Annotated in this window: 18 protein-coding genes; 9 read left to right on the top strand and 9 right to left on the bottom strand. The window is 72.3% G+C overall.

From position 1 onward, the window contains the following. Positions 1-365: 365 nt before the first annotated feature. Positions 366-1,619 (bottom strand): efflux RND transporter periplasmic adaptor subunit, encoded by a 1,254-nt coding sequence (locus ABZT49_RS12785; RefSeq protein ID WP_407943494.1) that lies wholly within the window; start codon positions 1,617-1,619, stop codon positions 366-368. Positions 1,620-1,707: 88 nt separating this feature from the next. On the opposite strand from ABZT49_RS12785, the gene ABZT49_RS12780 reads away from it, so the two are divergent. Next, positions 1,708-2,322 (top strand): TetR/AcrR family transcriptional regulator, encoded by a 615-nt coding sequence (locus tag ABZT49_RS12780; protein ID WP_355286440.1) that lies wholly within the window; start codon positions 1,708-1,710, stop codon positions 2,320-2,322. 315 nt (positions 2,323-2,637) lie between these two features. Continuing rightward, a complete protein-coding gene (locus ABZT49_RS12775; RefSeq protein WP_355286439.1) occupies positions 2,638-4,794 on the top strand; it encodes a methyl-accepting chemotaxis protein in 2,157 nt (718 codons plus the stop codon). A 46-nt stretch (positions 4,795-4,840) separates the two neighbouring features. On the opposite strand, the gene ABZT49_RS12770 is transcribed toward ABZT49_RS12775, so the two are convergent. The 3 genes from ABZT49_RS12770 to ABZT49_RS12760 all read right to left on the bottom strand — a co-directional run bounded on the left by ABZT49_RS12770 (position 4,841) and on the right by ABZT49_RS12760 (position 8,249). Continuing rightward, a complete protein-coding gene (locus ABZT49_RS12770; RefSeq protein WP_355286438.1) occupies positions 4,841-5,920 on the bottom strand; it encodes an alpha/beta hydrolase in 1,080 nt (359 codons plus the stop codon). Between the two features lie 338 nt (positions 5,921-6,258). Beyond that, on the bottom strand, positions 6,259-7,584 hold the full coding sequence (locus ABZT49_RS12765; RefSeq protein WP_355286437.1) for a sensor histidine kinase: 1,326 nt from the start codon (positions 7,582-7,584) through the stop codon (positions 6,259-6,261). Then, positions 7,581-8,249, bottom strand: coding sequence for a response regulator transcription factor (locus ABZT49_RS12760; RefSeq protein ID WP_355286436.1), 669 nt, complete (start codon positions 8,247-8,249; stop codon positions 7,581-7,583). Before ABZT49_RS12760 ends, ABZT49_RS12765 begins: the two co-directional genes overlap by 4 nt. Positions 8,250-8,400: 151 nt before the next feature. Here ABZT49_RS12760 and ABZT49_RS12755 point away from each other — a divergent pair, with 151 nt between their 5' ends. Beyond that, complete coding sequence (locus ABZT49_RS12755; protein WP_355286435.1) at positions 8,401-9,096, top strand: DNA-binding protein; 696 nt, start codon at positions 8,401-8,403, stop codon at positions 9,094-9,096. A 214-nt stretch (positions 9,097-9,310) separates the two neighbouring features. On the opposite strand, the gene ABZT49_RS12750 is transcribed toward ABZT49_RS12755, so the two are convergent. Continuing rightward, positions 9,311-10,078, bottom strand: a complete 768-nt coding sequence (locus tag ABZT49_RS12750; protein ID WP_355286434.1) for an SDR family oxidoreductase — start codon at positions 10,076-10,078, stop codon at positions 9,311-9,313. 167 nt (positions 10,079-10,245) lie between these two features. Between ABZT49_RS12750 and ABZT49_RS12745 the strand changes: the two genes are divergently transcribed. Then, complete coding sequence (locus ABZT49_RS12745; protein WP_355286433.1) at positions 10,246-11,286, top strand: L-idonate 5-dehydrogenase; 1,041 nt, start codon at positions 10,246-10,248, stop codon at positions 11,284-11,286. A gap of 47 nt (positions 11,287-11,333) precedes the next feature. Then, a complete protein-coding gene (locus tag ABZT49_RS12740) occupies positions 11,334-12,329 on the top strand; it encodes a LacI family DNA-binding transcriptional regulator (protein ID WP_355286473.1) in 996 nt (331 codons plus the stop codon). A gap of 12 nt (positions 12,330-12,341) precedes the next feature. Here ABZT49_RS12740 and ABZT49_RS12735 read toward each other — a convergent pair whose 3' ends face one another. Then, the gene (locus tag ABZT49_RS12735; RefSeq protein WP_355286432.1) at positions 12,342-12,557 is read right to left on the bottom strand and encodes a hypothetical protein; all 216 of its coding nucleotides are present in this window, start codon (positions 12,555-12,557) and stop codon (positions 12,342-12,344) included. A 192-nt stretch (positions 12,558-12,749) separates the two neighbouring features. Between ABZT49_RS12735 and ABZT49_RS12730 the strand changes: the two genes are divergently transcribed. Next, positions 12,750-13,898, top strand: a complete 1,149-nt coding sequence (locus ABZT49_RS12730; RefSeq protein WP_355286431.1) for a DUF305 domain-containing protein — start codon at positions 12,750-12,752, stop codon at positions 13,896-13,898. Between the two features lie 9 nt (positions 13,899-13,907). Here the strand turns inward: ABZT49_RS12730 and ABZT49_RS12725 are convergent, their stop codons facing one another. Beyond that, positions 13,908-14,705: a DUF3750 domain-containing protein gene (locus ABZT49_RS12725; RefSeq protein WP_355286430.1), complete on the bottom strand. Its 798-nt coding sequence runs from the start codon at positions 14,703-14,705 to the stop codon at positions 13,908-13,910. 124 nt (positions 14,706-14,829) lie between these two features. Between ABZT49_RS12725 and ABZT49_RS12720 the strand changes: the two genes are divergently transcribed. The 3 genes from ABZT49_RS12720 to ABZT49_RS12710 are packed head-to-tail and all read left to right on the top strand — an operon-like array spanning position 14,830 to position 16,732. Continuing rightward, positions 14,830-15,375, top strand: a complete 546-nt coding sequence (locus ABZT49_RS12720) for a DUF533 domain-containing protein (protein ID WP_355286429.1) — start codon at positions 14,830-14,832, stop codon at positions 15,373-15,375. A gap of 11 nt (positions 15,376-15,386) precedes the next feature. Beyond that, the gene (locus ABZT49_RS12715; RefSeq protein WP_355286428.1) at positions 15,387-16,244 is read left to right on the top strand and encodes a DUF1206 domain-containing protein; all 858 of its coding nucleotides are present in this window, start codon (positions 15,387-15,389) and stop codon (positions 16,242-16,244) included. A 17-nt stretch (positions 16,245-16,261) separates the two neighbouring features. Further along, the gene (locus ABZT49_RS12710; RefSeq protein ID WP_355286427.1) at positions 16,262-16,732 is read left to right on the top strand and encodes a DUF3237 domain-containing protein; all 471 of its coding nucleotides are present in this window, start codon (positions 16,262-16,264) and stop codon (positions 16,730-16,732) included. Between the two features lie 238 nt (positions 16,733-16,970). On the opposite strand, the gene ABZT49_RS12705 is transcribed toward ABZT49_RS12710, so the two are convergent. Both ABZT49_RS12705 and ABZT49_RS12700 read right to left on the bottom strand, forming a co-directional pair. Beyond that, the gene (locus tag ABZT49_RS12705) at positions 16,971-18,149 is read right to left on the bottom strand and encodes a pyridoxal phosphate-dependent aminotransferase (RefSeq protein ID WP_355286426.1); all 1,179 of its coding nucleotides are present in this window, start codon (positions 18,147-18,149) and stop codon (positions 16,971-16,973) included. A 98-nt stretch (positions 18,150-18,247) separates the two neighbouring features. Continuing rightward, positions 18,248-18,460 (bottom strand): hypothetical protein, encoded by a 213-nt coding sequence (locus ABZT49_RS12700; RefSeq protein WP_355286425.1) that lies wholly within the window; start codon positions 18,458-18,460, stop codon positions 18,248-18,250. Positions 18,461-18,558 lie beyond the last annotated feature (98 nt).

Here is an 18,558-nt window from a genome sequence, read left to right as displayed (position 1 = left end):
GCACTGATCGGGGTGCCGGGACCGGAACGATCCGAGTTTTACGCGGAGACGTAGCACCCTCACCCCTGGCCCCTCTCCCACACGGGAGAGGGGAACTGAGATCTATGTTTGAGAACGCGAGGCGGTGGAGGCGTGCAGTTCAGGAATGTTTCCGATTGCACGACAGATCTTGCACCCTCCGCGTCATCCCGGGGCCGCGCAGCGGAACCCGGGATCCATAACCACCGACGGTCCAGGATGAAGCGGAACGCGGGCCGCCATGATCTTCAACGTCGGCGGTTATGGATCCCGGGTTCCGCTGCGCGGCCCCGGGATGACCGGGAGGGGGTGTCGGCCGATGCTAGATAAGCCATCCGCCACCCACCTCACCGCTGCGCCAGCTTCCCCGTCCCCGGCTCCTGCATCGGCCGCGCGCCCATCGTCACCGGCGACGGGCTGACGAGGCTGCCCGGGCGCACCCGCTGCAGGCCGTTGACGACGATCCGCTCGCCCCCCGATAGCCCGGCGGTGACGATCCGCAGGCCGTCGACCGCCCGGCCGAGGGTCACGGCCCGGAACTCGGCCCGGTTGTCGGCTCCGACCACCAGCACGAAGCGCTTGTCCTGGTCGGTGCCGACCGCCCGCTCGTCGACGAGGAGCAGCCGCTCGGGCGCCGCCTGGCCGAGGCGCATCCGGGCGAACTGGCCCGGGATCAGGTGCCCGTCGGCATTGGCGAAGGTGGCGCGCACCCGCACCGTGCCGGAGCGGGCATCGACCTTGTTGTCGATGAACTGGAGGTGCCCCTTGGCGCGCTCGCCGTCGGCGGTCGCCATCTCGACCGGGATGCGGTCGAGCTTGCCGCGCCGGCCCGACGGGTCGGCGATGGCCCCGAGCGCCTTCAAGACCACCGTCTCGTCGGCGTCGAAGCTCGCATAGATCGGATCGACCGAGACCAGGGTGGTGAGGACCGCGGCGCCCGCCCCCGTCGCCACGAGGTTGCCGGGGGTGATCTCCCGGCGCCCGACCCGGCCACCCACCGCCGCCCGCACCTGCGTGTAGTCGAGGTTGAGCCGGGCGGAGGCCAGCGTCGCCTTCGCGGCGTCGAGATTGGCCTTCGCCTCCTTGAAGGCGTTCGCCCGTACGTCGAGGTCGCGCGCGGTGACGATGCGCTGATCCGACAGGCGCTGCCCGCGCTCGTAGTCGCTCGCCGTCAGTGCCAACCGCGCCTCGGCGACGGCGACCTGCGCCTCCAGGCGCTGCACCTCGGCCGCATAGGGCGCGGGGTCGATCGTCACCAGGAGGTCGCCGGCGCGGACGAGGTCGCCCTCGGAAAAATGCGTCGCCGCGACCGCGCCGCCGACCCGGGCCCGCACGTCGACGCGCTCGACCGCCTCGAGGCGACCGGAAAATTCATCGAACAGCACCACGTCGCGCGGCTCGATCGCGGCGACCGGCACCGGGACCGCCTGCTCGACCGGCGGCGTCGCGGCGACGGCCTGATTCCCTGAGAGGCGCGACAGGGGAGCGACATGGTAGGATGCCCCTGCGAGAAGCGCGAGGGCGAGGCCGGCCGCGGCGAGACGCGGAGCTTTTTTAGAAGGGACGACAGCAGGATCGGGATTCACGACCGGCTCCGACATCTGTAAGGTGCGTTACACATGTCGGCATGGACGCCGGCCGTCAAGAGACTTATCTACCACTCGATACAAAAGTTGGAGCCAGCGGACAATGGTGATGGGGCGGCCCCGGTCCTTCTGCACGGACAAGGCCCTCGACGAGGCGATGGAGGTGTTCTGGCGCCACGGCTACGATGGGGCGACCCTCGCCATGCTGACGAAGGCGATGGGCATCAAGCCGCCGAGCCTCTACGCCGCCTTCGGCAGCAAGGAGGGCCTGCTGAAGGCCGCCCTCGACCGCTACGCCGAGCGGCGCTCGGAGCACATGCGCTACGTGCTGGCCGGAGCGACCGCCCGCGACGTCGCCGAGCGTTTCCTGTCGAGCATCGCCGAGAGCCACACCGATCCGGCGAACCCGCCCGGCTGCCTCCTGGTCCAGGGGGGGCTCGCCTGCGGCGCCGGCTCGGAGAACATCCCGTTCGAACTCGCCGCCCGCCGCGCTCAGGGCGAGGCCGAATTGCGCGAGCGCTTCGTGCGGGCGAGGGAGGAGGGCGATCTCCCTGAGGGCAGCAACCCGGCCGCGCTCGCCCGCTTCCTGTCGACGGTCGCCTCGGGCATGGGCGTGCTGGCCTCCTCGGGCGCGGACCGGGAGGCGCTGCGGGAGGTGGCGCTCGTGTCGCTCGGGGCGTTCCCGGCCTGCGGCGCGGCCGCCGACGGGCCGGGCTGACGGGAGAGAGCCCGGCGCCCCTCCTCGTCGGCGCGCGGCGCTTCCGCGAGGGCTGCCGACGATCGAGGCTATTGCGGCGGATCCCGATCGATCGGCAGCGATCCCTGCGCGCGAACTAACCGTAAAGGCATGATTCGCGGCATGGCTCTCCTGGGTCACGCGGAGCAATCGGTGCGACGATCGCCCATCAGGTCTTTACCGGAAATTATGTCCGATCTGGCTCCGTGGCCATCGAGGGGCATCCGCGCCCCGCGTCTCATCGGGTCCTCACAAGGTCCTCCACGGCAAGCAGCGCGTCGCGAGCTGGATCACCACATGCCTTCCCTGTCCAAGCTGGCCGTCAGGCTGCCCTCGACCATCGTCGGGCTCGCGCTCGTCAGCGCGACGGTGATGGGAGGCTTGAGCTGGTCCTCTGCGAAGGGCAGCCTGGTCGCGGCCGTCCAGGACCGGCTGGCGCTCGCCGCGACGGCGACCGGCCACGGCATCGCCCTCGTCGCCGACCAGGCCAAGGCCGATTTCGTCGCCGCCGCGGGCCACCCGCAGGTCGCCTCGAACTTCACCGACCTGATCGAGACCCTCGACCCGGCCAAGCCCGATTACGCCGGGATCCTGGCAGCCTTCCGGGCCCCGCCGAGCGTGGAGGCGCGGCTCGCCTTCGACGGCACCACCACCAACACGATGTATGGCCGCCGTCACGTCAAGGTGCAGGAGGTGGCCCGCAAGCTCCTGGGCCGGCCCGGCTACGCCGACCTCCTATTCCTCGATCCCGACGGGCGCATCGTCTACACGGCGACCAAGGGCGACGACTTCGCCGCCTCGGTCGCCGATCCGGCCCTGCGCGAGACCGGCCTCGCCCGGCTGTTCGCGCAGATGAAGGAGGCGGCGCCCGACGCGGTCTCCTTCGCGGATTTTTCCGCTTACCCGGTCGGCGGGGCTCCGGCGGCCTTCATCGGCAAGGCGATGAGCCGGCGCGCCAACGTCGCCATGGGCACTGCGCAGGCCGTCGAGCGGGCCGGCTACGTCGTGATGCGGATCACCCCCGCCCTGTTCGACGCGACCCTGGCGCAGCGCGCCGGCCTCGGCGAGACCGGCCAGACCCTTGTGATCGGGGCCGACGGGCGCCTGCGCGGCACCCCGCCGCTCTCGTCTGGTGTCGCGGCCGGCGCCGCCGCGAGCGATCTCGGCATCACTCCGGACCGGCTCGCCGCCCAGGCGCCGTTCTCCTACGAGGCGCCCGCCGGCCGCCGCATGGCGGTGAGCGCCGCGGTACCGGTGCTCGGCGCCCGCTGGACCATGCTGGCCGAGCAGTCCGAGGCCGAGGCGCTGCGGGCGGTGGATGCCCTGTCGCGGATCCTGGTGTCGATCGGCCTCGCCGTGCTCGCCGGCACCGCGATCCTCGGGCTCCTGATGTCGCGGGCGATCGTGCGTCCCCTCGGCGCGCTCACCGCGGCGCTGACGGCTTTGGCCGCCCGCCGGACCCTCGACGAGGTACCCGGCCACCGGCGCCGCGACGAGATCGGCGACATCGCCCGGGCCGTCGCGAGGATCCGCGACCTGTCCCTGGAGGAGGCGGCGCAGCAGCTCCAGACCACCGAGGCGGCGCGCCTGCGCGAGGAGCAGGCCCGGCGCGGCCTGCTGCGCGACCTCGCCGACCGGTTCGAGGTCTCGGTCGGCGGCATCGTAGCGGCGGTCTCGGGGACGGCCGAGGGGCTGACCGGGGCTTCCGGCGCCGTGACCCGCGCGGTCGAGGGGACCGCGTCCCGCTCGGTCGGCGTCGCCGCCACCGCGCGCCAGACCAGCGGCAATGTCGGCGCCGTCGCGGCGGCGGCCGAGGAACTCGGCGCGACCGTCGCGGAGATCGGCCGCCAGGTCGTGCAGGCCGCCACGATGTCGGCCGAGGCGGTGGCGCAGGCGCGTGATGCCGGCGGCACGATGGCGGACCTCTCCGCCGCCGCCGCCCGCATCGGCGACGTCGTCGGCCTCGTCTCGCAGATCGCCGGCCAGACCAACCTGCTGGCGCTGAACGCCACCATCGAGGCGGCGCGGGCGGGAGAGGCCGGTCGCGGCTTCGCGGTGGTCGCCGCGGAGGTGAAGGAACTGGCCGGCCAGACCGCGAGGGCGACCGACGAGATCGGCCGCCACGTTGCGGCGATCCAGTCCACCAGCCAGGGGGCCGGCGCGGCGATCGCCGGCGTCACCGCACAGATCGAGGCGATGAGCCAGGTCGCGACCGGCATCGCCTCGGCGATCGAGGAGCAGGGCGCGATGACCCAGGAGATCGTACGCCAGATGGCCGAGGCGACGGACGGCACCGCCGCGATGACGCACGACATCGGCGAAGTCGCGGATGCGGCGGGCAGCGCCGGCCGCGCGGCCGGCGAGGTGGCACTGGCCTCCGACGCCCTGTCGGACCAGTGCGCCCGCCTGCGCCGGGAGGTCGCCGGTTTCTTAAGCAGCGTGCGCGCCGCCTGACGGCCCGGGCCGGCGGTCCTGTGAGGACGACCGCCGGCCTCAGACCCTACCGGCCGAGATGCCGGTTGAAGAACCAGGCGATCTCCTCGAACACCTTGCGGGTCTCGGGCGCGGTGTCGTCGCGGATGTAGTGGGCGTGCGACTGTCCCTCGGCGACCTGGAGATAGGCCTCGACGCCCGCGTCGCGCAGCTTGCGGTGCACCCGCACGGTGTTCGAGAGCAAGAGGTCGCGGGTGCCGGTGGTCAGGATCGTCGGCGGAAAGCCGTGCATGTCGCCGTAGACCGGCGACAGCATCGGGTCCTTCAGGTCGTGGCCGTTGGCGTAGACCTTGGCGCCGGCGTCGCAGAAGCCGTCGGGGGAGACCAGCACGTTGTCGAGCATGGCGTTGGTGACGAAGCTGTCGCCGACCTTGGTGGTGTCGGACATCGGCGTGCCGGGGGCGATCGCCGCGGGAAGCGGCAGCGCCTCCTGCTTGGCCCGCAGCACCATGGCGAGGGTCAGCGCCCCGCCCGCCGAGGTGCCGAAGATCGCCATGTTCTTCGGGTCGGCCATCCTGGTGGCCGCCTTCCACACGGTCATCGCGTCGTCGTGGGCGGCCGGATAGGTCGCCTCCGGGGGCATCCGGTAATCGACCGAGATGACCTTGAAGCGGCCGAACCCGGCCATGAAGATCGCCTCCGGCAGGCCGGCCTCGCCGGGATTGAGCACGTAGCAGCCGCCATGGACGTGGACGAGGAGCCGGTTGCGGTTCTCCGGCGGGATCTCCTCGGGGGTGAGGATGAAGGCGCGCACCCCGTCGATCGTGGTGCGCTCGACCTTCACCTTGAGGCGCTCGAGCATGCCGGGCACGAGCTTTCCGAGCGCGGCCGCGCCGGCCTCGGCGACGGGCTTCCATGCCTCGCCGGTCTTCGGCTGGATGTCCCAGTTCGTGCGCAGGGGCGCGCCGATGATCTTCGCCATCTGCGGGCTGACATCGTCCGGCACCGGGACGCTTTTCGCCGGCACCTGCAGCGGCGGCGGCGCGCCTTGCGCGGCCGCTTGGGTAACGGCGGCGAGGACCGCCAGGGTCACGGCACCCGTCAGGGAGCCGCTCCAGCCGCCGAGGCGGCGCGGACGATGGGTCATGGACAAAACTCCTCCCGGCCGGTCTCCGCGCCGTCTCGTGCGACGCTTCCCCCGGTCCGATGGAGTGTAGGGCGGAGGAGTATGCCAGCAAGCCGGTGGCCGGTGGGGCTCGGAGACTGTTCGATGCACGGGGAGCGGTCCCGCGAGACATAGTCCCATCCCACCCGCGACCTCATCCTGAGGTGCCGCGTAGCGGCCTCGAAGGAGGCCTCGAGTTCCCTCGCAGACTTCTGGAAGTCTCCTTCGAGGCTCACTTCGTTCGCACCTCAGGACGAGGTCGAGGGTGGAATAGAATCGATCTATCTATCTATCTATCTATCTATCTATCGAACAGCCTCTCACCCCGGCAGCCGCAGCCGCGCCCGCAAGCCCCCCATCGCGGACCGGTCGAGCGCCAGCCCGCCACCGTAGAGCTCGGCGAGTTCCGTGGTGATCGCCAAGCCGAAACCGTGGCCGGGCACCCGCTCGTCGAGGCGCCGGCCGCGCTGCGCCACCGCCGCCAGGGCTTCGGGCCCGAGGCCCGGTCCGTCATCCTCGATCGCCACCACCACGTCGCTGCCCGAGCCTTCCGCCGACACCCGCACCGCGCGCCGGCACCACGTGCAGGCATTGTCGACGAGGTTGCCCAGCATCTCGTCGAGGTCCTGCGGGTCGCAGGCCGCGGCGAGGCCGGGCGGGACGGCGCAGGTGACCCGCACTCCCTTGTCGGCGTGAAGCCGTTCGAGGGCGCCAGCGAGGTCGGCGACCGGCCCGGCGAGCTCGATGCGGATCCGGGCCGCCCCGGTCAGCGCGGCGCTGCGGGCCCGGCGCAGGTGGTGGCGCACGCCGCGGTCGAGTTGGGCCACGAGCTGCGACAGGCGCCCGTCCGGGTCGCGGCCAGGCTCCGACAGGGCGAGCGACAGGGTGGCGAGCGGCGTCTTCAACCCGTGGGCGAGGTTCGCCACGTGGGTGCGGGCCTGGGCGAGCTGCGCCGCGTTCTGGTCGAGGAGGGCGTTGATCTCGGCGGCGAGGGGCCGGACCTCCGCCGGCTGCGGATCGGGCACCCGCTCGCGCCGGCCCGCCCGCACGGATTCCAGCTCCTGGCGCAGCCGGTCGAGGGGGCGAAGCCCCAGGCGTACCTGCGCCACCGCGCCCGCGGCGAGGCACAGGCCCAGCACCCCGAGGCTCGCGGCGAGCGCCAGCCCAGCCTCGCGCAACGGGCCGTAGAGGGCCGCCCGCGGCGCGCTCGCCGCCACCACCGTGCCGTCCGGCAGGGCGAGGACGCGCAGGATCAGGGCTTCGCCGCGCGGACCGGTGGCGTCGGCCGGGCGGGGTCTGTCCTCGTCGGCCTGCGGCGCCGACGTCACGGCGAGGGCACGCTCGCCGAGCGAGCCGGAGCCGAGCCGGGCGGAGCCGCGGGTCACCTGCCAGGTCCAGCCCGAGCCCGGCCGGTCGAAGGGCGGCGCGTCGAGGTCGCGGGAGAGGCGCAAGGTCGGCCCCGGCTCCAGCCCCGAGACCAGGGAGACGATCTGCGCGTCGAGCCGCTGGTCGATCTGCCCGCGCACGAAGCGCGCGAGGATCAGCCCGATCGCGAGGCCCGCCACCACGAGCGCGGTCGCGATCAGCGCCAGCGCCCCGAGGAGCAGGCGCCGGCGCAGCGATCCGATCTGGCCGAGAGCCGTCACGACGTCTCGCCGGCGGTGAGCCGGTAGCCGTGGCCGCGCACGGTCTCGATCCGGGCCGGGGCGATCTTGCGGCGCAAGCGCGTGATGATGACCTCGACCGAGTTCGAATCGACCTCGGCGTCGCCCTCGTAGACCCGCTCCAGCAACTCGCCCCGCGGCACCACCCCGTCCCGGCGCAGGATCAGGCACGAGAGCACCCGCCATTCGAGCGCGGTGAGCTTGAGCGGCAGCCCGTCGCGGGTGAAGGCGCCGAGGCCGGGATCGAAGCTGACCGGCCCGCACGCGACGGTCGTCGCGCCGTGGGCGGCGGCGCGGCGCACGAGGGCGCGGAGGCGGATCACCAGTTCCTCGACCCGGAACGGCTTCACCAGGTAGTCGTCGGCCCCGGCCTTGAAGCCCGCCACCTTGTCGCTCCAGGCGTCCCGGGCGGTGAGGATCAGCACCGGCAGGGTGCGGCCGGCGGCGCGCCAGCCCTGGAGCACCGCGATCCCGTCGCGCTTCGGCAGGCCGAGATCGAGCACTGCAGCGTCGTAGGTCTCGGTGTCGCCGAGATGGGCGCCGTCCTCGCCGTTGCGGGCGTGATCGACGGCGCAGTTCTCGGCGCGCAGGACCCGCAGGATCTCGGCCGCGAGGGCTGCGTCGTCCTCGACGAGCAGGAGCTTCATGGATGGGCGGACCCGAGTGTCTGGAGCGGATTCCGCCGTAGTCCCGGCGGTTTAACCGAACCTGAACGGGCGGGTTCAGGCCCGGTTCCCGAGGCCTGACGTAGAAGCAGCGCCGACCCGGACAGGGCTTTCACACACAGGGAACACCGACATGACCGACCACACCACCATCGAGGGCAAGGCCGTCGCGATCGAGACCCGCGAGACCCCGAAGACTGAGACCCCGAACACCGAGGCGCCCGTCGCCCCGCGCCCGCGGCCCCGCCGCGGCCTCCTCGTCGGCGCCGTGGCGGTGCCGCTGGCGCTCGGCGCCGTCGGGCTCTCGCTGGCCCAGCCGGCGCAGACGCCGCTCACCCCCGTCGCGCCGGTCGCCGTGAGCGCGCTCGCCCCCTCCGGCGCCACCGCCGCCAAGGGCGAGGTCGCCGAGATTTTTGGCAACAAGTTCATCCTCCAGGACGGCACCGGCCGGGCGCTGGTCGAGACCGGCCGGGCCGGGGAGGGCGGCACCCTCGTCGCCAAGGGCGAGAGCGTGACGGTGCAGGGCCGGTTCGAGAACGGCTTCCTGCATGCCGCCGCGCTGACCCGGGCCGACGGCCGCGTCGAGTCCCTGCGCCCGGTGGGCCCGCCCCCCGGCGGCCTCGACTGGGCCAAGGACAAGGTGGGCTTAGGGCCGAGCGTCGACGTCCCGGCCCTCACCAAGGCGGTCTCGGATGCCGGCTACACCGACGTGCGCGTCGCCGGCCGCGGGCCGCGCCACCTCGACGTGGCGGCCAAGGGCCAGGACGGCAAGGAGCGGATGCTCCATGTCGGCTTCGACGGGCAGATCCGCGAGAAGCGGGTGTTCTGAGCGTCGAGATCCGACGGCGTCTGACACCCACCCTGTCATTCCGGGGCTCGCTGCAAGCGAGAACCCGGAATCCATAACCGCCGACGTTGGAGAAAGACGCGGATCGCGGTCCGCCTCGTCCTGAAGCCTCAGCGTTCATGGATCCCGGGTTCCGCTTTCGCGGCCCCGGGATGACGCGGAGGGTGTCATCGTTGGAGTGTGGAAAAAGACAAACTCACAACGTCGCCAGCACGCCCCCATCGACGTACAGAATCTGCCCGTTGACGAAATCCGAGGCGGCCGACGCCAGGAAGATCGCCGCGCCCTGCAACTCCTCCACCCGGCCCCAGCGCCCGGCGGGGGTGCGGTTCTTCAGCCAGGCGTCGAATTCGGGGTTCTCGATCAGCGCCTGGTTCAGCGGCGTGGCGAAGTAGCCTGGCCCGATGCCGTTCACCTGCAGGCCGTGGCGGGCCCAGTCGGTGCACATGCCCTTGGTCAGGTTCTTCACCGCGCCCTTCGAGGCGGTGTAGGGGGCGATCGAGTAGCGCGCCGCCTCGCTCTGGAGGCTGGCGATGTTGATGATCTTGCCGCGCTTGCGCGCAATCATGTGCCGGGCCACCGCCTGGCCGACGTAGAACACGCTGTCGAGGTTGATCCGCATCAGCTCGTGCCAGGTCTCGACGGAGTAATCTTCGAGCGGCCCGCGGCGCTGGATGCCGGCATTGTTCACCAGAATGTCGATCGCGCCGATCTCGGCCTCGATCCGGTCGATGCCGGCCTTCACGGCGGCGGAATCCGACACGTCGAAGGCCGCGGCCTCGGCCGTGAGACCCTCCTGGCGCAATTCGGCCACCGCGCCGTCGAGCTTGTCCCGGTCGCGGCCGTTGAGCACGATCGCCGCCCCGGCCCGGCCGAGGCCGAGCGCCAGCGACAGGCCGATGCCCTGGCTGGAGCCGGTCACCAGGGCCCGTCGGCCCGACAGATCGAACAAGGCGGTCGACACGAGACGCTTCCTCCCCTGGAGCGCCCCGGTTCCGGCGGCCGGAAAGGCCGCTCCCGCGATTGCGCTTGTACGGCGAGGGAAGCATGGTACCGATACCAGCGCAAGCGGCATCTCGGCGCGCGAGACTCGCGCCGATCCGGACGCCGCACCGGGAGGAGACCTGACGCATGACGCTCGCCGCGCGCATCCACGCCGCCAAGGACCTGCGGGTCGAGGCGATCTCGCTCCGCGAGCCGGCGGCCGACGAGGTCGTGGTCGCGCTCGGCGCCGGCGGCATCTGCGGCTCGGACCTGTCCTATTACGGCAAGGGCCGGGTCGGCGACTTCAGCTTGCGCGAGCCGATGGTGCTCGGCCACGAGGTCGCCGGCACGGTGGAGCGGGTCGGCGCCGCCGTCACGAGCGTCAAGCCGGGCGACCGGGTCGCGGTCGATCCGAGCCGGCCCTGCCTGTCCTGCGACTATTGCCGCGCCGGCCGCTCGAACCTGTGCCGCAACATGCGCTTCTTCGGCTCGGCGGCGATCTACCCGCACGTCCAGGGCGGTTTCAGCGAGCTCTTCCTCGCCCGGGCCGATCAGTGCGTGCCGATCCCCGATTCGATGCCGATGCGGGTCGCGGCCTGCGGCGAGCCGCTGGCAGTGTCGCTGCACGGGATCCGGCGGGCCGGGGAGCTCCTCGGCCGCCACGTCCTCATCGCCGGGGCCGGGCCGATCGGCCTCTTGTGCCTGATGGCGGCGAAGCTCGCCGGCGCCCGCCGGATCGTCTGCACTGACCTGTCCGATGCGCCGCTTAGCCTCGCCCGGGAGATCGGCGCCGCCGAGACCATCAATGTCGGGAGCGAGCCCGAGCGGCTCGCCGCCTACGAGGCCGACAAGGGCACCTTCGACGTCGCGCTGGAGGCGACCGGCTCGCCGGTGGCGCTAGCCTCGCTGTTCCGGGTGGTGCGGCCCGGCGGCCGGGTGGTGCAGCTCGGCATGATGCCGCCGGGCGACGTGCCGGTGCCGGCCAACATGCTGATGGCGCGCGAGATCGACTTCGTCGGCGCGTTCCGCTTCCACGAGGAGTACCGCACCGCCATCGCGCTGCTCGCCGCCGGCCGGATCGATGTCGGGCCGATCCTTTCGGCCGAGATGCCGATGAGCCGGGCCGACGAGGCCTTCGCGCTCGCCGCCGACCGCAGCCGGGCGATCAAGGTCCACCTCGCCTTCTAGAGCTTACGGTGTCCGAGGACCGGGCGCCGCCCCGCCGGGCGCCGACGATGCGCGACGTGTCGCGCCTCGCCGGCGTCTCGCCGATGACGGTCTCGCGGACGCTGGCCGATCCCGGCCTCGTCTCGCCGGAGGCGCGGGCGCGGGTGCTCGCGGCGGTGGACCGGCTCGGCTACGTGCCGGATCGCGGGGCGGGGGGCCTGTCGTCGCGGCGCACCGGCTTCGTCGCCCTGATCGTCCCGACGCTGACCAACCCGAACTTCGCCGATACCGCCGCCGGCCTCACCGCGGCGATGCGCCCGCGCGGCTACCAGCCGCTGATCGGGGTCACCGGCTACTCGTTGGCCGAGGAGGAGGTGGTTTTGCGCGCGATGCTGTCGCGCCGCCCGGACGCGATCGTGGTGTCGGGCATGCGGCATTCCCCCGCCGCGCGGGACCTGCTCGCCCGCGCCGGCGTGCCGGTGGTGGAGATCTGGGATCGGCCCGAGAGGCCGATCGACCGTGCGGTGGGCTTCTCCAATTACGAGGCCGGCCGGCTCGCCGCGCAGGCCCTGATCGGCCTCGGCGCCACCTGCATCGCCGGGCTCGGGCCGGAACGGACCGGTGAGGTCCGGGACTTTCGCGGCGAGGAGCGCCTGCGCGGCCTGCGCGACGGCCTTCGGCAGGCCGGCCTGCCGGACGACCTGATCCTGCATCACGGCCGGGCGGCGGGCGCCTTCGCGCACGGGGCCGAGGCGATGGCCGAATTGCTCGCCCGCGGCGGCGCGCAGGCCGTCTTCCTCGTCTCCGACATCTCGGCCTTCGGCGCCCTGATGGAGTGCCGGCGCCGCGGCCTGCTTGTGCCGCGGGACGTCCGGATCCTCGGCTTCGGCGATTTCGAGATCGGCCGCCAATGCGTGCCGCGTCTCTCCACCATCGCGGTCGACCCGGTCGGGATCGGGCGGCGGACCGGCGAGCTGCTGCTCAGGCTCCTGGAAGGAGAAGCGGTCGCGCCGGCGGTGGTCGATCTGGGGTTTCGGCTCGTTCTGCGGGAGAGCACTGGTTAGGGGAGTGCGCCGTCAGGCCAGACGCGGCTCCGGATTCTGGCGCGGCCGCAGCACTGGGGCCACTGCCTCGTGCTCCTCCTCGTCCCGCACGACGCGCGCCGCCTGCGGCAGCTCGACCAGCGGGAACAGGTCCTGCAGCCCGCGCGAGACGCCCGTGAGGACCGGGGCGAAGGGGCCGGAGAGCGGGGAGGGGGCCGCGTCGACCCTGACGAATCGGGAGCTGGACATGTGGCAGTGCAAACCTCGGAGCCAGTGTCAACGCGCTGCACCATGGTTTGGTTCACGACCTGCGTTCGGATGATTCGCCGGATGGCTCCCTAGCCCGCGCACCGATGCGGGAGAGCAACATAGGCTGTCGTGCCGCGGCGGGCCTCTCCCTTAGGTTCAGGGGAGGACCCCGCACGGGAGCGACCCGTCACGATGCTCACCCGGCCCTTCGGAGACTCCACCGCCTGGCGCGCCGCCGCCCTGCTCGGGCTCCTCAGCAGCACCTTCTCGACCCTGGTGAGCCAGTCGACCGCAGCTCGCATCGGCCGCGACGCGGCGGTGGACTGGATGGTGGTCGCGGCGATCCCGCTGCGCGACGCCGCGCTCTCGCCCGAGCCGGGCTGGTCGGTCATCGCGGCCGGCATCCTGTTTCACCAATGGGCGGATGTCTCCTGGGCGCTGGTGTTCTTCGGGCTCCTCGGCCGCTGGACCGCGGGATTGTCGCCCATCACCCTGCTGGTCCTGTGCGGGCCCTGGGCGCTCCTGACCTCGGCCCTCGAATGGTTCGTGCTGGTGCCGTTGCTGCCGTTCCGCCAGCCGCTCTTCACCCTCGAGCAGCCTTACTGGATCGGCTTCCTCGTCCACCTGACCTCGGCCTCGCTCTACCCGCTGTTTCCCGTCCTGCGCGACTGGGTCGTCGGCCGTCCCTCGCCGCACCGGCGTTTCTCGGAGGTGTGGGCCGGCCTCGCCGCGGCGGGGGTCTCCGGACTCGGCCTCCTCGCACTCCTCGGATGGCTCGGTTGGGAGGTGCCGCATCTCGGCGACGCGGCCTTCGACCAGGCCTACCTGCGGCGGATGAGCGACCACCACGCGCAGGGTGCGCAACTCGCGGCTCTCGCCGTCGAGAAGGCCGAGGATCCGCACCTGCGGGCGCTTGCCGGGCTGATGGAGGCGGCGCAGAACGGCGAGATCGCCGTGATGTCGCAATGGTGGGACAGCTGGTTTCCTGCACTCTCGGCCCTCTGCACGCCGCAGGAGCGCGAGGCGATGCCCGGGCGGGCGCGTCCCGACGAGATCGAGACCCTGCGCCGGGCCGAGGGGAGCGCCTTCGACGCGCTGTTCGTCGCCCTGATGAGCCGCCACCACGCCGGCGCGGCGCAGATGGCCGACGAGGCCTTAAGCCGGGCCGGAGATCCGCGGGTGCGCCTTCTCTCCCACGCCATCCGCCACCAGCAGCGTGGCGAGATCGACCTCATGCGCGGGACGCGGGATCTCGCGGCGGTCGCGGCGGCGACCCGCAACCTTCTCCTGCCCTTCGGACAAGTGACGGCGGACCGCGCCCTCGACCGAGCCGGGCCGTGAAGGGCCCGCTCACCCCCGCGCCGTCGGGGCGATCAGCGTCTCGGTCGCGCCGGCCGGGTCCATGCCGATGCGGCCCCAGCCGGGCAGCTTCAGGGCCGGGCGACGCAGGTCGAGCCCCGCCACCGTGCCGAGCACGTTCAGCTCGATCCCCTCGACCCAGCCGAAGGTGAGGCCGAGATAGCCCCGCGCCGAGACCTGCACTCCGGTCCGGCTCGGCGTCCAGGCGACCAGATTCTCCGAAAAGTCCTTGCCGAGGGCCGTCGGCGGCAGCGCTACGGCGAGGTCCGGCACCGCCCGCGCCACGTGGGCCACGAAGGTGTTGGAGTTCGGCCCCGGCCAGGCGCTGTAGCTGCCGGCCTTGGCGTAGGGATAGGCCGCGACCGCCGCGCGGATCGCCGGCACGGCGCGTGCCGCCGCCTCGCCGTCGAGGGCCAGCACCACCTGCGGCGGGTTGCCGAACCAGCGCGCATCGGCCGCGTAGGCGTCCGTGCGCACCGGCAGGCCCCAGCCGACCACGTCGTAGCGGGTGTAGCGCGGGGCGCCGGCCTCCTTGACGACGATCCAGGTGTGATGGGCGAAGATGCCCCGCCAGCGCCCGACCCGGGCGGCGTAGATCCGCACGATCGCCTGCGGCGTTGCGGCGGCGGCGGGCAGGAGCCGTGCGCTCGACCAGTCGGCGGTCGACCAGTCGGGGGCGAGGTCGTCGCGGCTCCACCACCACAGGGCGTGGGCGGCGAGGGGCAGCAGGAACAGGAGGACGAGCGCGAGCACGAGGGTGCGTGCCAGCCAGGCCAGGGCGAGAAGCATGACTGGAGAGATGGCGCGTCGAGCGTGGCGGCGCAACGGCTGCGGCGATCGATCCGCCCCGCGCGAACCGGAGCAGCACGAAACCGTTGTCGGCAAAGATTTGTGCGTGTGACGGGAGAGCGCGATGGCCGAGGTGAAGCGGGTGCTGGACGCCCTGGTGCGCAGTCGCCGCGGCGGGCTCGCGGCCTCCGCGGCCCTCGGCGGGCTGGCGCTGATCGCCGGTCTGGCCCTGCGGGCGACGCAGCCGGAGACGCCGGCCGGCAAGTCGGCGGCCAAGTCGGCAGCGACGCCGTCCGGGACGCCCTTCGAGGCCGGCGCGCTCAGCGACGATGAGGCGACGCTCTGCCTGCGCATCATGGTGGCGGCCTCGGCCGCCGACGGGGTGATCGATACCCGCGAGCGCGAGCGGCTCGACGCGGCTGTGGCCGAATCCGGCCTCGACCTCGCCGGCCGGCAATGGCTCGCCCGCGAACTGGAGGATCCGGCGACGATCGACGAGATCGCCGACCGGGTGCAGGATCCGGAGGCCGGAGCCCGGGTCTACGCCGCGGCCCGTCTCGCCATCGATCCCGACACGATGCAGGAGCGCACCTTCCTGCGCATGCTGGCCGAGGCCCTCGACCTCGACGAGGCGGCGGTGGCCCGGGTCGAATCCGGCCTCGCGGCCTGAGGGGAACCGCCATGCGCCGAGGTCTCGTGCCTTCCCGCGGCCGGCAAGCCCTCGAACTGCTCGCCCGCCTCGGCTACGGCGCCCGCGGCGTGACCTACTGCCTCGTCGGCGGCCTCGCGCTGCTCGCGGCGATCGGCGTCGGCGGCCAGACCGGGGGCAGCCGCAGCGCGCTCCTGATCCTGCTGGAGCGGCCTTTCGGCTGGATCCTGCTCGGGATCGTGGCATTCGGGCTCGCCGCCTTCGCGCTCTGGCGGGTGGTCGAGGCGCTCACCGACGCCGACGGCTACGGCCGCTCGGCCAAGGGGCTGGCGACCCGGGCCGGCCACCTCGTCAGCGGCTTCACCTATGGCGGCCTCGGCGTCTCGATGATGCTCGCGGCCCTTGGGCGCGGCACGGCGCGCCAGGCCGAGGACCAGGGCGCGCGGGACTGGACCGCCTGGCTGCTGCAGCAGCCTTTCGGCCAGTGGCTCGTCGGCGCGGTCGGGCTCGTCGTCATCGGCGCCGGCCTTGCCTTCGCGTGGAAGGCGTGGAAGGGCGATGTGTGCAAGCGCCTCTCCGTGCCTCACGACGCCCGCGACTGGGTGCGCCATGTCGGCCGCTTCGGCTACGCCGCCCGGGCGCTCACCTTCGGGCTGATCGGCGGGTTCCTGATCGCCGCGGCGCTCGCCAGCCGGTCGAGCGAGGTCAAGGGCCTCGGCGGCGCCCTCCAGGCCTTGCGGGGCGAGCCCTATGGCTGGGTGCTGCTCGGCCTCACTGCGGCGGGGCTCGCCGCCTTCGGGGTGTTCGGACTCGTCCAGGCCCGCTACCGCCGCATCGACCCGCCGGACCTCGACGCGGCGCGCCGGGCGGTAGAGGATATCGCGCGATAAGAATCGGAGGAGACCGCATGGACGCACCGCTGCCGCTCAACACCGAGTTCCTGTTCCGCATGGCCCTGACGGTCGGCGCGCCGCAAGGGATCGGCGCGTCCCGCGGCACCGACCTGCGGGTCGTCCCGGTCACCGGCGGCACCGTCACGGGCCCGCGGCTCTCTGGCGAGGTGTTGCCTGGCCCGGCCGGCGACTGGCTGCGGGTCGAGCCCGACGGCACCACCCATCTCGACGTGCGCCTGACTTTTCGGGCCTCCGGCGGTGCCCTGGTCTACTGCCAGTATACCGGCCTGCGCGCCGGCCCGCCCGAGGTGCTGGCCCGCCTCGGCCGCGGCGAGGCGGTGGGGCCGGAGGAGTACTACTTCCGCACGTCGCTCCGCTTCGAGACCGGGGCGGCGGATCTCGCCTGGCTCAACCGGGTGGTCGCCGTGGGGGTGGGGCAGCGGCTGCCGGAGGGGCCGGTTTATGATGTGTATGGGGTGATGTGATTCCCAGGGACGATCTGGAAATCCTGTTCCCGGGCTGAACACCCGTCCCGCCCACACCCTCATCCTGAGGTGTCAGTCGATCATCCTGAGGTGTCAGTCGATCGAAGATCGACTGACCTCGAAGGAGGCTTCCAGCTATCGCTGCGATCACTGGAGGCCTCCTTCGAGGCTCCCTACGGTCGCACCTCAGGATGAGGTCGCAGGTGGGATAGGGCTCGTCGTCATCTCTTCGTCCTGCTCAGCGCCGGTTCCCCTCCAGAAAAGCCCCGATCCGCTCCAGCGCCCGAGAGATGTTCTCCGCCGAGTTGGCGTAGGACAGGCGCAGGTAGCCCTCGCCGTGCACCCCGAAATCCGGCCCGCCGATCGTCGCGACGCCGGACTCCTCCAGGAGCGCCGACGCGAGGGCCTTGGCCTTCCAGCCGGTCTCGCTGATGTTCGGGAAGGCGTAGAAGGCTCCCTTCGGGGTGATGCAGGAGATTCCCGGCAGCTTGTTCAATCCATCGACCACTAGGAGGCGGCGGCGGTCGAACTCGGCCATCATCGCGGCGACGCAATCCTGCGGCCCGTCGAGAGCGGCGATCCCCGCCCATTGCGTCGCGGCGTTGACGCAGGAGAACGAGTTCACCGCGAGCTTGCGGGCGGCGTCGTAGAGCGGCGCCGGCCAGACCGACCAGCCGAGGCGCCAGCCGGTCATCGCGTAGGTCTTCGAGGCGCCGTCGAGGTAGATCAGCCGGTCGCGGATCTCCGGATAGGCGAGCAGCGTGTGGTGGCGCTCGCCGTCATAGGTCATCGTGCCGTAGATCTCGTCCGACATGATGGTCACGTCAGGGTGATTGGCCAGCCCCGCCACGAGCGTGTCGATCTCGGCCTTCGGGGTCACGCCGCCGGTCGGATTGGCGGGGGAGTTGAGAATCAAGAGGCGGGTGCGCGGCGTGATCAGCCCTAGCGTCTCCTCGGCCGAGAAGGCGAAGCCGTTCTCCTCGCGGATCGGCACCGGCACCGGCGTCGCGCCGGTGAACTCGATCATCGAGCGGTAGATCGGGAAGCCCGGATCCGGATACAGGATCTCGGCGCCCGGCTCGCCGAACATCAGGATCGCCATGAACATGGTGACCTTGCCGCCCGGCACGATCATCACGCTGTCGGGCGAGACCTGTACGCCGAGGCGCCGGTCGAGGTCGTGGGCCACCGCCTCGCGCAACGGCAGGATGCCGGTGGCCGGGGTGTAGCCGTGATGCCCGTCCTGGAGCGCCTTCACCGCCGCCTCGACCACGTGGGGCGGGGTCGGCATGTCGGGCTGGCCGATGCCGAGATTGATCACGTCGCGGCCGGCCTGGGCGAGGGCGGTCGCGCGGGCGAGCACCGCGAAAGCGTTCTCCTCCCCGATGCGCGAGAAGGCGGGGACGATGGCGGGCATGGCGGTCACTCGTTTCCTCGATGGCAGGCGGGGCAGGGCGTCGTCGCGCCCCGCCCGGCGGTCCCGCGGCCTTCCGGTGCCGTCGGGACGGATCTGGCTCAGCGCGAGGCGTTGCGCTCGGCCAGCCGGCTGACGCCGTACGAGATCGCGCCGCCGAGCACCGTCAGGATGATGCCGGTCTTGATCGCCGCCCAGAGCAGCGAGCGCTCGATGCCGTCGTCGGTGAGCATGATGATCAGGCAGACGACGACCGGGATCGCCACCACGATGGCGATCGGCACGAGCGGGTTGGACGGCTTCTCTTGGCTCATCGGCGGCTCCCCTGGACTAGTCGAGCGATGTGGTTCAGCCGGCCTCATAGCACCGCTCCGCCGTGATGCGACAGCAGTACCGCGAGAAACTTTCGGCC

Origin of the sequence: Methylobacterium sp. EM32, assembly GCF_040593685.1 — a bacterium.
Classification (GTDB): domain Bacteria; phylum Pseudomonadota; class Alphaproteobacteria; order Rhizobiales; family Beijerinckiaceae; genus Methylobacterium.
The sequence above is the reverse complement of the archived record's forward strand: the minus strand, read 5'-3'. Positions and strand labels throughout refer to the sequence as shown.